Source organism: Citrobacter sp. Cpo012 (assembly GCF_030333015.1).
Classification (GTDB): domain Bacteria; phylum Pseudomonadota; class Gammaproteobacteria; order Enterobacterales; family Enterobacteriaceae; genus Citrobacter; species Citrobacter portucalensis.
On record NZ_JAOWGR010000037.1, the window covers coordinates 159,925 to 172,544 of the forward strand.

16 protein-coding genes and 1 other RNA gene are annotated in these 12,620 nt (G+C 38.5%); 7 read left to right on the top strand and 10 right to left on the bottom strand.

The annotated features are described in order from the left end of the window. Window positions 1-102: 102 nt before the first annotated feature. The 3 genes from OGX90_RS10655 to rprA form a co-directional block, all read right to left on the bottom strand. Window positions 103-1,323 (bottom strand): MFS transporter, encoded by a 1,221-nt coding sequence (locus OGX90_RS10655; protein ID WP_208744366.1) that lies wholly within the window; start codon window positions 1,321-1,323, stop codon window positions 103-105. Window positions 1,324-1,371: 48 nt separating this feature from the next. Further along, window positions 1,372-1,728 (bottom strand): YdiL family protein, encoded by a 357-nt coding sequence (locus tag OGX90_RS10660; RefSeq protein WP_008784601.1) that lies wholly within the window; start codon window positions 1,726-1,728, stop codon window positions 1,372-1,374. Between the two features lie 157 nt (window positions 1,729-1,885). Further along, an RNA gene (gene rprA / locus OGX90_RS10665) (antisense sRNA RprA) lies at window positions 1,886-1,982 on the bottom strand. Window positions 1,983-2,021: 39 nt separating this feature from the next. On the opposite strand from rprA, the gene OGX90_RS10670 reads away from it, so the two are divergent. Beyond that, window positions 2,022-3,239, top strand: coding sequence for a site-specific integrase (locus OGX90_RS10670; protein WP_286623767.1), 1,218 nt, complete (start codon window positions 2,022-2,024; stop codon window positions 3,237-3,239). Window positions 3,240-3,348: 109 nt separating this feature from the next. Here the strand turns inward: OGX90_RS10670 and OGX90_RS10675 are convergent, their stop codons facing one another. The 5 genes from OGX90_RS10675 to OGX90_RS10695 form a co-directional block, all read right to left on the bottom strand. Beyond that, window positions 3,349-3,885 (bottom strand): GIY-YIG nuclease family protein, encoded by a 537-nt coding sequence (locus tag OGX90_RS10675; protein WP_286623769.1) that lies wholly within the window; start codon window positions 3,883-3,885, stop codon window positions 3,349-3,351. Next, on the bottom strand, window positions 3,809-4,798 hold the full coding sequence (locus OGX90_RS10680; protein ID WP_286623772.1) for a primase-helicase zinc-binding domain-containing protein: 990 nt from the start codon (window positions 4,796-4,798) through the stop codon (window positions 3,809-3,811). The genes OGX90_RS10675 and OGX90_RS10680 overlap by 77 nt, the downstream gene beginning before the upstream one ends. Continuing rightward, window positions 4,791-5,117: a hypothetical protein gene (locus tag OGX90_RS10685; RefSeq protein WP_286623774.1), complete on the bottom strand. Its 327-nt coding sequence runs from the start codon at window positions 5,115-5,117 to the stop codon at window positions 4,791-4,793. Before OGX90_RS10685 ends, OGX90_RS10680 begins: the two co-directional genes overlap by 8 nt. 69 nt (window positions 5,118-5,186) lie before the next feature. Continuing rightward, window positions 5,187-7,082, bottom strand: a complete 1,896-nt coding sequence (locus OGX90_RS10690; protein WP_286623776.1) for a DUF3987 domain-containing protein — start codon at window positions 7,080-7,082, stop codon at window positions 5,187-5,189. Between the two features lie 15 nt (window positions 7,083-7,097). Continuing rightward, complete coding sequence (locus tag OGX90_RS10695) at window positions 7,098-7,367, bottom strand: hypothetical protein (RefSeq protein WP_286623778.1); 270 nt, start codon at window positions 7,365-7,367, stop codon at window positions 7,098-7,100. Window positions 7,368-8,239: 872 nt separating this feature from the next. On the opposite strand from OGX90_RS10695, the gene OGX90_RS10700 reads away from it, so the two are divergent. Together OGX90_RS10700 and OGX90_RS10705 are read left to right on the top strand one after the other, a co-directional pair. After that, complete coding sequence (locus tag OGX90_RS10700) at window positions 8,240-8,491, top strand: helix-turn-helix domain-containing protein (protein ID WP_258735676.1); 252 nt, start codon at window positions 8,240-8,242, stop codon at window positions 8,489-8,491. Between the two features lie 360 nt (window positions 8,492-8,851). Next, window positions 8,852-10,045, top strand: coding sequence for a HEPN domain-containing protein (locus tag OGX90_RS10705; RefSeq protein WP_286623781.1), 1,194 nt, complete (start codon window positions 8,852-8,854; stop codon window positions 10,043-10,045). Window positions 10,046-10,335: 290 nt separating this feature from the next. On the opposite strand, the gene OGX90_RS10710 is transcribed toward OGX90_RS10705, so the two are convergent. After that, a complete protein-coding gene (locus OGX90_RS10710; protein WP_286623783.1) occupies window positions 10,336-10,851 on the bottom strand; it encodes a hypothetical protein in 516 nt (171 codons plus the stop codon). Window positions 10,852-10,934: 83 nt separating this feature from the next. Then, the gene (locus tag OGX90_RS10715; protein ID WP_286623785.1) at window positions 10,935-11,294 is read right to left on the bottom strand and encodes a hypothetical protein; all 360 of its coding nucleotides are present in this window, start codon (window positions 11,292-11,294) and stop codon (window positions 10,935-10,937) included. Window positions 11,295-11,401: 107 nt separating this feature from the next. On the opposite strand from OGX90_RS10715, the gene OGX90_RS10720 reads away from it, so the two are divergent. From OGX90_RS10720 to OGX90_RS10735, 4 genes are read left to right on the top strand one after another with little or no spacing between them, the layout of a single operon-like run. Beyond that, entirely contained in the window at window positions 11,402-11,572 is a 171-nt protein-coding gene (locus tag OGX90_RS10720; protein WP_286623787.1) for a hypothetical protein, read from the top strand. Window positions 11,573-11,609: 37 nt separating this feature from the next. Beyond that, window positions 11,610-11,906, top strand: coding sequence for a hypothetical protein (locus OGX90_RS10725; RefSeq protein ID WP_286623789.1), 297 nt, complete (start codon window positions 11,610-11,612; stop codon window positions 11,904-11,906). Window positions 11,907-11,966: 60 nt separating this feature from the next. Next, window positions 11,967-12,299, top strand: a complete 333-nt coding sequence (locus OGX90_RS10730) for a hypothetical protein (RefSeq protein ID WP_286623791.1) — start codon at window positions 11,967-11,969, stop codon at window positions 12,297-12,299. A gap of 14 nt (window positions 12,300-12,313) precedes the next feature. Continuing rightward, window positions 12,314-12,595 (top strand): hypothetical protein, encoded by a 282-nt coding sequence (locus OGX90_RS10735; RefSeq protein ID WP_286623793.1) that lies wholly within the window; start codon window positions 12,314-12,316, stop codon window positions 12,593-12,595. The last annotated feature ends 25 nt before the right edge of the window (window positions 12,596-12,620 follow it).

Here is a 12,620-nt window from a genome sequence, read left to right on the forward strand (position 1 = left end):
ATAACACACTGTGAAATTGAACTCTGCCAGCCGGTGTTTTGTTGATGTTTTAAAACATATGCCAATTATTTTGCAGAAGGGGGGAACAATATTGCATCCACGCTATTCTACGGCTTGTATCATTTTTAGCTGATGCTTTGACGCGATGTGGCTGCGATAACCAATAAATAACGCCAACAGGAACCCAACAGCAGCTATGCCAGTATCAAACCACATGATGTGAGCAATACTGGTTTCTGAGAGTTTTGCTGTTATCAATGGAATGGTGAAGGTCGCAATGCTGCCCGCGCTATAGTAAATCCCGGTCGCTTTACCCTTCGCATGCGGAAAGCGTGCGGCCATGAGCGTTAAACCGATTTGCACAACGCCCCCAGCGGAAGAAAAACCGATGACAAACGCAAAGATAATGACCACGTAGGGTGTCGGATGCAGACAAACCATCAGCAATGCGACAAATGAGATAAACGTATACAGCATCAGCATCGATGTCGCGCGTTCTGCTTTTCGCGCCAGCGGGGCGGTGATCAGCACGCACAGTAGAGAGCCGCAGGTATAAATGCTTAACAGTTTGATAGATAACGTATAGGACATTCCTGCGACAAACTGTCCGTATTGCGCCAGCCACTGGCTTACCAGGTAAAATGTTGCCATTGCGATGTAGCCGTATAGGGTGTAACTGGCAAGGTCGAGCAGGGAGCAACGATGTTCAGGTTGTGCGGTTTCTCGTTCAGCAGGTTGTGCCCGGATGACGATATGAGGCCCTGGGTGTGGAGGAAACCGACAGCGAAACAAAAACACGCCGTTGAGTATCATAACGGCAGCCGCCAGCAGGAAGGACCAGCCAAACCAAAGTTCGGCCCACACCAGCAGGCTGATGATCATTGGCAGCAGGAACTGACCGCTGGAGACGAAGGCTTTTATCAAAATATTGGCCGTGCTGGGGGAACGGGGGAATGCCTCCATCAGGCTGGGATAGGTTCCGGCATCGAGAAAACTGTTTGCCATTCCTGCTAAAAAACCAAAAGCATAGGCAAGAAAAATACTGTGAGTATTGATGATGCCAATAAAGAAAATCAGGTAGCAGGTCATACCAAGGATAATAAATGGTCTGCGACCGTAGCGATCGGAAAGCATCCCTGCCACTAATAAAACGCTTAAGCGGCCGATGCCGAGTGAGGAAATAACAATCGAGACGCCCGCAGCATTGGTTTGCCACTGTTGTTCCAGCGAAGACATATTGAGGCTCATCAGAATGACCCCCATACCGTGCACAAGGTAATTTAGGTACAGCCCTATCGCAGTGGAGAAATAGGTGTTTTTCATAATGTGTTACTCAGCGAAGAGGCTAAATAGGTATGGCGTTGCAATCTCTTAACACATACGCTCGAGATCGTGAGCATAGAGTTCAACAGCAGCCGACTGATAGATTTTCCAGTCGAGAAAACCATCGTGGTGATAAACCGCCTGAAAAGCGTTCAGATCGGGGAAAAAACGCATGGTGTTATTACCGATACGATTATTTATTTTGTCGATAATTGCATTAATTCTTAACTTCCTCCTGGCTTTCATTTCTGAACAAATGCGGATGATGTCTTCTGGAATTTCTCTTTCACCCTTTTCCCATTGCTGCCAGGCGGCAACATTGTTATCGCGCGCGATATACCTGGCGCTTTCTTCCACCGTCATAGCAAAAATATGGCGGATCGCCTGTAGTTCTAATGCGTTCATTATTTGGTCACTTCATAAAAGACGGTGGAATAGTAATAACATTGTTGTGGATATTTCTGCTTGAAGAGAGTCACAGTATTTTGTGCAATATTATTTGTTCCTTGACGGGGAAGATAATGTGTTGGTGCGTTAAGGTTGGTGGAGTGGCGCGCGAAGGACAAAAAAAAGCCCATCGTGGGAGATGGGCAAAGACTACACACAGCAATTCGTTGTTTCACTCAGGGGAATTAAGTCATTGATTGATTTATGGGTATGCGGTTTTCGGCATAACCAAAATTAAGCAAGGCTTGAAAATGGACACACAAATTGCACACATATCGCACACAGATAAAAAGGGGTATCTATGGCGCAAGCGCTACCAAAAACACACTATTGAAATCATCTTGCGTACACGCGATAAATCAATTGCTATAAAAATAGCGGCATCTATAACAATTCGCTATATAGAATTAAAATCGCTTGATGTTCCATTTGAAGCTATGCGGGAAATGCTAAAAAAGTTTCGTGATGGTCTGATTACGTCACATGACATTGAGCGCTTAAGGTCGATTGCGATGGCTTCACAGGATGCGCCACAAGCCACTGTAATCGATGCGCCAATGCAATCACGTGCACAGGAGGTTAAAACCTCTCAGAAGGCCGCACAGGGGCATTCTCTAATGGATGCTCAAAAAGCGTACTTTGACGCTAACACCGAATGGAAGCCAAAAACCGTAAAAGATTATAATGCTTGTCTTGAGCGTTTTATTTTTTGGTGCATAGATAATGGAGTGTCAACAATTGAAGAAATAAGCAAAGATAAAATAATCGCCTTCAAAGCATACATGGACGGTGAAGGATTAGCGCCATTAACTAAAAGTAAAATCATAACGCGAATCGGTTCATTCCTTAATTTCTGTGTGAACATTAAAGAATGGATAGATAAAAATAACATAACAGGTTTGCAGTATAAAAAGGTTTACGTTCAAAATCCAAAGGAAGAAATTACACCAGAACATTTCAAAGCTGTCATGCAGCAATTCAGGGTAATTAACGATAGTCAAACATATTGGGCGATGAATATCATGTATTATACGGGCGTCAGGGTAAGTGAATTAACACAGATAACTAAAGTTGACTATATAGAGCTTTACGGGATTAAATGCCTGTCAATAAACACAATTGATGATGGCGAAGCGAGTAAGACTGTTAAAACCGAAAATGCCAAACGTAACATTCCGATATGCCAAAAATTACTAGATTTAGACATATGGAATGTTAAGCCAGTAATGAAATATGGAAATAACAGAACGATGGCGGCAACAAGCGAAAGTTTTAAGGATATTGGTCTTACGCGTTCAACTCATTGCTTTAGGCATTCATTATCAAACAGATTACGTGATGTGGATGGTGTGGAAGATAGCACACGAAATATGATAATGGGTCATGCGCAGGAAACAATAACAGATAGAGTTTATATTTCTCGCTTACCTCTAAAGAAAATGTTAAAGGCATTGAACTACGCTAATTAAGTATTGTTCCGCTTCGCTCCACCGCCTACGGCGTGATGAGGTAGAGATAAAGGTTTTGAATCACGCCTTTTCTTCACCTCACCAGCGCGAAGCGCAGCCCCGCAAGGGGCTAAATGCCATCAGTTCTGTAAACAGGATTACCCCCTGAAATAATGAGAGAACTAAAAGCCATTGATGGCATGATTTTGAAGAATTCCGATGAACCTGCAAACTTTAAGTTAAAAGGTGATATTTGATACTGTTTAAACATTGCTTGTGCAAATCTTTCAGAATCCCACGCTTCCCTTCTTGAATTGTAAGAACACAGATAATTTAAAATACAATTACGGCCTAATCTAAATGATAGTTCACCCATACGGGCATATACATTTGCCGTTCTGCCTATTTTTACAATGTTATCGGTTTGCATAACGTAATTATAGTAAGTCTTGGTTTTATTAGTTTGGCATGATGGGCATTCATCGCCGTATAGATGATAAATGCCAACACGTTCAAATTTGCCATGTACAGGACAATAAATGCTTACTTTTGTGAACAAATCTACGAAATCAGAATATTGGTATTTGCAATTATATTGATGGCTTGCGGTCTGTAAGAACCCTTCGAAATTCATCACGCACTGCAAATTTTCCGCGCTGAAAAACATCACACCAATCCTCACCAGTAGTTACGGGCATAGCCCACCAACATTTATTTACTTGCGATATTGTTTTTATAGTCGCCTTTAAACCTGCATCATCATTATCAGTAAGAATGCAAATATCGGCATTTGGATAGCATCGCCTTGCTTCTGTTGCGACATTCAATAAATTGTTGTCATTGCCAGCGGTTAAGAATAAGGATGCCGGATATAAATCACTTATCGAGTATTGAAATGCCGTAACCGTTCCGAAACCTTCACCAATAAATATTGACTCAATATTCCCATCCTGATTTCGCTCACAGTGAAAAACGCCTGAAATTTGGCTATTAGGTATAAAATTCTTTTTACCTTCAACGGGTATTCTTTGCAGGGCTGAGAGCGTCCCATCAGCGCGGTAATAATCCAATAGCGTTTGACCATGACCACCAACCCACATCATTTTGCTAATCCCTTTAGTTAGTAGGTAAGGGGACTCGCGCCATGTGGCATTTTTAGATTCATTGCGTACATTATTAGAAAATAAATCCAGCTTGTTAGAATCCAGTTCTGTTAGTTTGCGTTCATGAGTAGATGGCATTTTCTTTGGCGCGCACCTCATTACAAAATGTTTTGGATTTCTGTAACCTCCATTTTGTTTAAATCCTATATGCGCACCGATATCTAAATATCTCATCTTGGTTGCGGCCTCAATTATAGTTAAAGGCTGGATTATATGGTGTCCATCATGGGCGCTTTCATTTCGGCAATAACCTGTATTTGCATATGTTCCTTTGCTTCGCCATTCAAATCTATCAACGCCCCCACATATAGGGCATGGCATTTGTTTTTCTGGTTCAATTTCAATGCTAAAATCGTGCATGTATTTGATTGGGTTTTGCTTGATAAAATTATTTAAGTCGGTAAAGAAATTAGCCATTGTATTTACTCCCATATCGCCTTGCCGGATGTTTCGCAAAAAAATCTACAATGTCTTGTTTTCGATACCAGATATAACCCTCCGTCTCATGGTAAATTTCTTGTGGAAATTCTTTAGGGTTAAAGCGTTTTGCAGCGTAAAACATCGGCTTACTGACACCAGCTAAAGCAACTGCATCATTACCGCACACAAGCCCCGTAAGCTGTACCTTTTTCGATTGTTCGCTTATCTGTGCTGCAATTACTTTCCTATTTTCTTTGACGTGTTTTTCAATCGCCATTGACCGTAATTTGTCTTTAATATAATTTGTGTCTGTCATTTTGATATCCTTGTTTCTTGGGTGGGTAATTTAACTATGATGCTGGTGGTATAAATTTGATGTTATTAACTAGGTAGCCCCAATTAACGTTAACATTCTATTGATTCCCGCTGGTTCTAATTTATACGCTGGCTTTTTATTTGCATCAGCAATAGATAAATAATCTGATGAAACAAGTTTATTCATAAATCGCTCAACGGTTAGCTTAAAGCGGTTTAACATGCTGCTAATTTTCTTACCATTAAATAACTTGTCACGCAGAATACTAAGATAACAGTACCCATGTTGGTTTTTATTTTTATCTATTACAGTATAAACCTTTGCTTCTATTTCATTTTCGAATTCATATTGCTCCGATTCGCTACCGCTCGCTTCACACAGTGTAATAATGGCATTGAGGCTATCCAGAACAATTTTAAATGCTGCTTTTGCTTGTGCTAAAGTTATTTGCAAATCAAAATTCCCAACAGCAAGCAGTGACGCAATTCTGCATGTGTTTTCATAAACCCTTCGATATAAAGGTGCATAATCTTTATGTTCCCTATATTGCTGAGTATCATAATTTAACATTACTTCATCAAGATATCGCTTTGATTCATTGTCGGTTGTGATTTGTCCCTCCCTGCTTGAAACCCATTCCGCATAATTCATTATCATTTCTTTTTCCATTTCTGTTGAGTATGGTTCACGCAATGGATTAACCTTGTCACTCCATCCCATAATTACTCGGCCTAAAAAACCACTCTGTATTGAACGCTTATTAATATGCGGCCTCATTTCTCGCGGAGTGGATGAGCCAAATAAATTTAAGCGTATGTCATCGATTCTTTTAGTTGAGCGAATCTTCTTAATCATTTCTTTCTTGTACTCAATAGATTTTTGAATCTTATCAATTCTGCTTTCAGCGATATCTTTATTTATTACATTCCCGTCTTCATCTAAGTTTTTTTTAAATTGTTCAATTCGCTTCTTAGCTGAATTGATTTCATTCGTTATAGAGTTACAAATCTCTTTTGCATAGGTAGGAGATAATTTTGCATAGTGTTTTGTAGATAATTTTAAAATACTTCCTTCCATTCCGTTAGCATGTTCAGATTTTTTTGAACCTATACCGCGCATCCCATTTAGCATTTCATGTACTTCATCAACCACAAATGCCGCGCGCCCTTTACCGTGAAAGATATCCATGTAAATACTTTTATTTGATGTTGGTGCATCAGCCGCTGCCATTCCAGCAGATACCGCAATATCATCAAAAAATTCTTGTGGTTTTTCTTTACCTGCGCCTGACTCGCAAACAGTAAAAGTAAGCAATCCCATTGTTACGTTGTTGTAGCCTTTAATCTTTGGTGACATTGCTGATAATGCCTGTAATGCAGCCATTTTTGATGCTGGTTTTAATTCTCTTCGACCAGCGCCATTTATACACTCATAAATATATTGACCTAAACCGCATAACTCATCGCTTTCGTTATTTTTATCTTTGCCCAATGATTCTGCCTTGGGTTTATTAGCATTATCAATTACTAGTGTTGAAGAATTAATGTGTAGTGATGTTTTCTGTACATCTTGTTGCTGATTGCCAGAATTGAACGCAGACTGACCAAAATTATTTACTGGCGCTGATTCAATTTTATTATCGAATTCATCCCATTCACCATAATAAGGCTGACAATCCCAATCAACCGCCATATATAAAGTCGGCTTTGCACTCCAATCAATCGCCATTCGGTCGTAACATTTAACAAAACCATATTCATCAGGAATATCTGGTTTTGCGTTTGGGTCAATATAAATGCGTAAAGGTTTTACGTCATCTTTAATAAATTTATACAGTGGGCCAACGCGATTATCAAATTCATCATAATCACCATCATAAGGCTGTGCGTTATAATCAATAACCATGCGTAATTGTTGTTGATTATTATTAATTTGCTGGGCATTTTTACTGTTAAACCCGTTCATTTTTCTAACTCCGCTCTACCTGAGTTTAGCCGCCACAATAGTTGGTTTAGCTGGGGCGTCTTTTGGCCTGTATCCATATCTTCCAAAAAATTCAATTACTTCTTTTTTTGAATAATAAATTGATTTCCCACACCTTACACCTTTTGGGAAATCCTCCGGCCTCCATTTTCTCGCTGAGCTAAATTCTTGAGTCGTTATGTTTAATAGCAATAAGATCTCTTTATTGTTGATTTTATCTTCTGAAAAATGGCGTGAGTTATCCGCGCATAAATTAAGCGTAATCATTTTGTGTGCTCCATATTATCTATTCAGTTAATCTATTATCTTAATAGAAGGAATATATCTCGCTTTGATGCAAATAACTTTACCCGTGTTGGATAGGGTAGTCAAACATGGTGATGACGTAAGTCATTGATTTACTTGTTGTCAACAATTTGGCAGGAAACCGCATGGCGCTGGGAACGGATGGGTAATTAGGGGACTGATTTTAATAGTGAACAGTTTGATATATAAGGGAAAAAATAAAATTAAAATATTTTCAATTGAGTGAAATTTGCACAGGCTAGAGGTGGCTTAGCTGGAGGTGGGTAGATTTCCGGCTTTTCCAGATTCGTTTCCAGAATTTAATTGCCTGTAATACCCGACGCCATGCGTTTTTTCCAGATTTCCGAGATTTCCAGTATAGGGTTAAAGCCTCTTATAGAATCCCTTAATACATACCCATGCCCCTGTGTTATGTGAAGGGTAAGGGAGTACCCCATTACCTATGTATATCCCTAAGAAAATGACCGCTTCTCATCTCTTATAATGTCGGAAAAACCGGATAAACAGGAAAAGTGAGATGTGGCGCGGCTTGTAGGGCCATACCATTTGGAAATGAATCTGGAAAAGTAGGAAGCAATTCATGTAAACCCTTGCGGCGCTAGGCTTCCCGCCAATTTCGATATGTGGTAGATTCGACATGTCAGTGCGAAAAGGGCGCTGATGGGGATTTGCAGCCCCAACTAACACCACGCTATTCACTTATGTGAATGGCTCGGTCTTGCTCACCCGTAGTTTCTCTATGGTGGGTCGGAACGTGGGAGTCGAAAGACTCGCCAGTGGGTGTTAGCTGGTACTGCAAACCACGTTTCGATTCACCACCAAAAGGAACGGGTATGCAGGAAACAGACTGGCACAAAGCGGATATTCTTGCCGCATTAAAGAAAAAGAAAATCAGTATGGCGGGATTATCCCGTGAACATGGTTTATCTGATGGCACATTGTTAAATGCCTTAAATCGAGATTGGCCTAGAGGTGAATTAATTATTGCAAATGCAATTGGCGTTTCACCTCAAGAAATTTGGCCTTCTAGGTATTTTGAAAAAGATGGTTCTCCGATAAATCGTGTAATTCGAAAACCTGTTTAAATTAATCGATGCGTCTCTAATTTAGGGGGCGCATTTTTGTTTTTAATGTGTCTGATTGCGGTGTGGGCCATGCCGCGCGCGTGTGCGTAATAGATATTAATTAATTTGTATTTATGTACTAGTTAACAAATACGAATTTCACAGGCCAACTTAATTAAGTATTGTTCCGCTTCGCTCCACCGCCTACGGCGTGATGAGGTAGAGATAAAGGTTTTGAATCACGCCTTTTCTTCACCTCACCAGCCCGTCAGGGCGTGAGCGTAGCGAACAATTGCATACTGAATTTGACACATTTAATAACTATCTTTTTTCTTGGAAGGGTTTTAAGATTATTGAAAATGTCAATTATGGAACTTGATAATGAATAAAGAAATTCACCCTAAATCAGCAGAAAAATTGCGAGCGATAATCACTGGCTTACTGACCAATACTGGTGTTATCTTCGGTAGTACAAGGTTTGATTATAATTTGTCTTTGTTTGAAAAGATTTCATTGGAGCTGAACAAAAGAAAGTTGGATTTTAAGACAGATGCAATTGGATGTATGCTAATCTATATGGATGCTGTAAATGCATTTTCTAAGCGTCAAGGATTTGATGAAAAAAAAGAAAACATTAGTTTTGATAGGGTAGACAGAGAGGTTTTTGAAAATGCTGTGAATTTCGTAATGGATATTTACTTATCATTGCCCATGAATTACCAAGTAAAAATACCACTTAGCAACATTGATTTCAGATATGATAGTTTTGATCACTTTGATTTAAATATTAACAAAGAGAAATCAATGAAAATAGGATTGCAAAAGGAATATGAATATTATTCACAACTATCTATAATTGGCAGTGGCTGCTTTTCTGTATATGAAGAGAATGTATTTATGAAGGAGGTTTTACTAAAAGTGAATATATTGCTTTTCTTTCTTAAGACATTTAATGTTGTTAAACAAGAGAGAGGTAGCGGTATTCATAATGGATGGGATTGGTTTGGAATGCAGGAAAAACATGATGTACCTGTCATTCGGGCTAATATTGGAAGTGTTGACTTTCCGGAGATTGAATCATTTTCCGTATTGTCCATATCAGTTAGCAAGTATTTAAAGGAGCTGAGGGTGACAAAAGAATACGCGGGAAATGATAAATCTGATGATATAGAAAAAGCATTATATATTACTGATCTACTAATTAAAGATAAAACAAGGGAAGGTGAGCGAATAAAGGCTGCTATTGATTGGTTTATGCAGTCGGAAATCACCGATGATGCCACTATGTCTTTCCTGCAAGTTTGTATGGGACTTGAGTCTGTTTTCGGTGATGATGATTATGAAGGAGGATTAACAAATATTCTTGCTGATAGGTGCTCATATCTGATTGGAAAAAACATGGCTGAGCGGAAAGAAATAAAAATTCAATTTAAAGAAATCTATAGACTACGTTCTAAAATTGTTCATGGAGTTAAAGGTTATTTATCATTAAAGGAAATGGATATAAAAAATAAAGCAACAACATATCTCAATAACTCAATAGCAAGAGAGATAAGGAATATAGGCTTTCTTTAATAATTCGGCCTTCGGAGTTGCTCTGAGACGTTAACGGCTGTCAGGTAATGCGATTGTATGTCTCTGTGCTTCAACGCTTACTGATGATCCCTGTGAAGCCGTAGGCCGCAAATTGAACAATCATGGCGTGGCTGGTGGTCGTCATGGGGTGGGTAGAGGCATGATGCCAGATGCCTCAGATTTGCGCCGGAACCGTACCGCCAGCAAGTGCAAGAGGTGAGAAGGTGTGAATGCTAGGCGAGGGACAAGAGGCCGCTAGTGTCGATTACACGGCCTCGCATTTGCTAGTGCTATCGACATGAATAAAAACTACTCAACTTTGGTATTACTCCAGTTTCAGTCCTAAATGCGTGAATCACTTTGTCATTACTGGAATAAAGATAAAGTAAATTGCCCCTGTTTTTGGTGAATCCCCAATCATCCCTGTAAACATCCATCTCCTGATTTTCGACAGAAATTTTCCCTAAATGATTATATGGTGATGCTTGATCTCCATATGAAATGTATTGGTATTTTGTGTCTTTCCTAAAAAGTGGTGCAGCAAAATTTATAATTGGTATGTATGCAAATGCGCCCATAGTAGATTCTTGAATGTTATTAAATCCTAAATTAAAAGATTCATCATTATCATTTCTGCAAATCACTGATTGATCTTTTTTCCCATAAAAGGTTTGTTCACTTGTCTTGATTAGGTCGTGCAATTCTAATTGCTGGTTTGATTGTTGATTAGTTTCCGCTGCACATCCGGCTAAAATTGAAGTGCTACTTGCAAGGGTTATACATGCAATCATTTTTATTAATTTCATTTTTTAATCCTTAAGCCATAAAGCGAGCATGATAGCCCGCTTTTTATGTTTGGTAATTATTGGAACCGATAATTAGAAGGGTATTAATTGTTAATTTGTTTCTCAGTGTGTGAGATAAAATTTCTAAGCAAATCTTTTTCAATGACAATTTCGCTTTTTAGATTTGGATTTCCCACGGCATCAATTCTTTCCAGATAAAACATTAATTCCTGTTGTGCATCGCATTTTCGCTTGAATTTAATTGCGCCGCCGAATTTTTGAGTTAAAGAATCATCGTCACATAGGAAATAGATTTTATTATTTATGGTTAATTGAATTAAATATGTTTTTCGGGTTAGATAATCCAATCTTTCGTTAGCTTTCAATAGGTTAGCTTCTGCTTGCCTGACTAATGAGAGTGCTTCTTCTTTGCTTGTAGGCGAGTTATTGACAGGCTTGATCATTATTTGATCCCTTAGGTTGAGTGTTGGCTAAAATAACGTTTCTTACCCTTGTGGGTAGTGTGTCTATATAATAGAATGAACTTGTCGCCATAACAAGAGGATGATTCATGCATAACTGCAAGAATAAAATAGCTGTATATCTATCAGATGATGAAATAAAAATAATTGAAGCGTATAAAAATGAATTCCAAAATAAAAATGGGATTCCTTTAAGTAGAAATTCAATTATCAAAATGCTAATTAGCCGTTTACCATCAGAAATTGCAGCATCAAAATAAAAATGAATTTAAACCATGCCATGCAAAGGATATCACCATGAAAATCGTATTTAATTATTTTATAGGAGTATTGAAAATGACCGAGAAAAAAACGCTTATGCGACTTACCGACAGTGAAATCAAAAGACTTTTGACAGAACGCCGTGATGAAGCAATTTCAAAGTATAAAGCAGAAGTTCAGCGCTTCCATGCAAAGCATGAAAAAATGGGTTTTTTCTCAACTGGCAGTGACTTAACCGAAAAGGATGTTATCGAACATGGAGAGTTAGTTCTCTATCTTCTGAATGATATTTTATTAGCACAGCAGAATATTGAACAAGGATATGCAAAATGATTACTGCACTTTTCGTTATTATGGTAATAGCTTTTCACATATTAGGAAAGGATATTAAAAATGAGCATTGATAAAAGGCGTTATGGGGTGTTTGTTATTAACCCTGAAACGGATGGCGATAACCCTGACACTATGTATTGTAATGCGTATTTAAAGCCTTTATCAGTATTTCCATCAACGGTATTGGCAAATGACAAACGCCGCTCTCTTATCAGTATTTTAAATAAATCAAATGACAAGCGAAAAGTCGTAGTTAGAACGATGCTTGATTTGGTTGATGTTGAAATTTATAAGCAAGAGCAAATCGCCAGTAAAAACGATGATGAAGAAACGGAAAAGGATAACCGTTATGAAATTCTTAAAAAGTTGATGATTAAGAATAACACCAAATAAAGAGGTTAATTAATATGAATCAAGATTATGTATTTTGGACGGTTGTTTATCATAAGAAGTCCGAATCTTTAGCTTTTAATTCTTTTTACAACGGAAAGAGCAAGCCTGTTTTTAAATACTCAACTCGAAGGGAGGCCGTTGATGTTTGTCTTGAACGAAACAGTAAATTGAAGGGAGAATATAAATACTCACCCCAAAAATTTTATGATTATGATGCTGAAAAAGCTGATATGGAGGACTTAAAAAAGAATCAGCAAAAGGAACGACGCAAAATGTTAATTAGGCAGGGGCATTAATTATCAGGACGTGTAATGGCGTAAT

Coding starts and splice junctions, on each gene's coding strand:
- OGX90_RS10655 (WP_208744366.1), bottom strand. CDS start 1,323: ATGAAAAACACCTATTTCTCCACTGCGATAGGGCTGTACCTAAATTAC.
- OGX90_RS10660 (WP_008784601.1), bottom strand. CDS start 1,728: ATGAACGCATTAGAACTACAGGCGATCCGCCATATTTTTGCTATGACG.
- OGX90_RS10670 (WP_286623767.1), top strand. CDS start 2,022: ATGGACACACAAATTGCACACATATCGCACACAGATAAAAAGGGGTAT.
- OGX90_RS10675 (WP_286623769.1), bottom strand. CDS start 3,885: ATGTTTTTCAGCGCGGAAAATTTGCAGTGCGTGATGAATTTCGAAGGG.
- OGX90_RS10680 (WP_286623772.1), bottom strand. CDS start 4,798: ATGGCTAATTTCTTTACCGACTTAAATAATTTTATCAAGCAAAACCCA.
- OGX90_RS10685 (WP_286623774.1), bottom strand. CDS start 5,117: ATGACAGACACAAATTATATTAAAGACAAATTACGGTCAATGGCGATT.
- OGX90_RS10690 (WP_286623776.1), bottom strand. CDS start 7,082: ATGAACGGGTTTAACAGTAAAAATGCCCAGCAAATTAATAATAATCAA.
- OGX90_RS10695 (WP_286623778.1), bottom strand. CDS start 7,367: ATGATTACGCTTAATTTATGCGCGGATAACTCACGCCATTTTTCAGAA.
- OGX90_RS10700 (WP_258735676.1), top strand. CDS start 8,240: ATGCAGGAAACAGACTGGCACAAAGCGGATATTCTTGCCGCATTAAAG.
- OGX90_RS10705 (WP_286623781.1), top strand. CDS start 8,852: ATGAATAAAGAAATTCACCCTAAATCAGCAGAAAAATTGCGAGCGATA.
- OGX90_RS10710 (WP_286623783.1), bottom strand. CDS start 10,851: ATGAAATTAATAAAAATGATTGCATGTATAACCCTTGCAAGTAGCACT.
- OGX90_RS10715 (WP_286623785.1), bottom strand. CDS start 11,294: ATGATCAAGCCTGTCAATAACTCGCCTACAAGCAAAGAAGAAGCACTC.
- OGX90_RS10720 (WP_286623787.1), top strand. CDS start 11,402: ATGCATAACTGCAAGAATAAAATAGCTGTATATCTATCAGATGATGAA.
- OGX90_RS10725 (WP_286623789.1), top strand. CDS start 11,610: ATGAAAATCGTATTTAATTATTTTATAGGAGTATTGAAAATGACCGAG.
- OGX90_RS10730 (WP_286623791.1), top strand. CDS start 11,967: ATGAGCATTGATAAAAGGCGTTATGGGGTGTTTGTTATTAACCCTGAA.
- OGX90_RS10735 (WP_286623793.1), top strand. CDS start 12,314: ATGAATCAAGATTATGTATTTTGGACGGTTGTTTATCATAAGAAGTCC.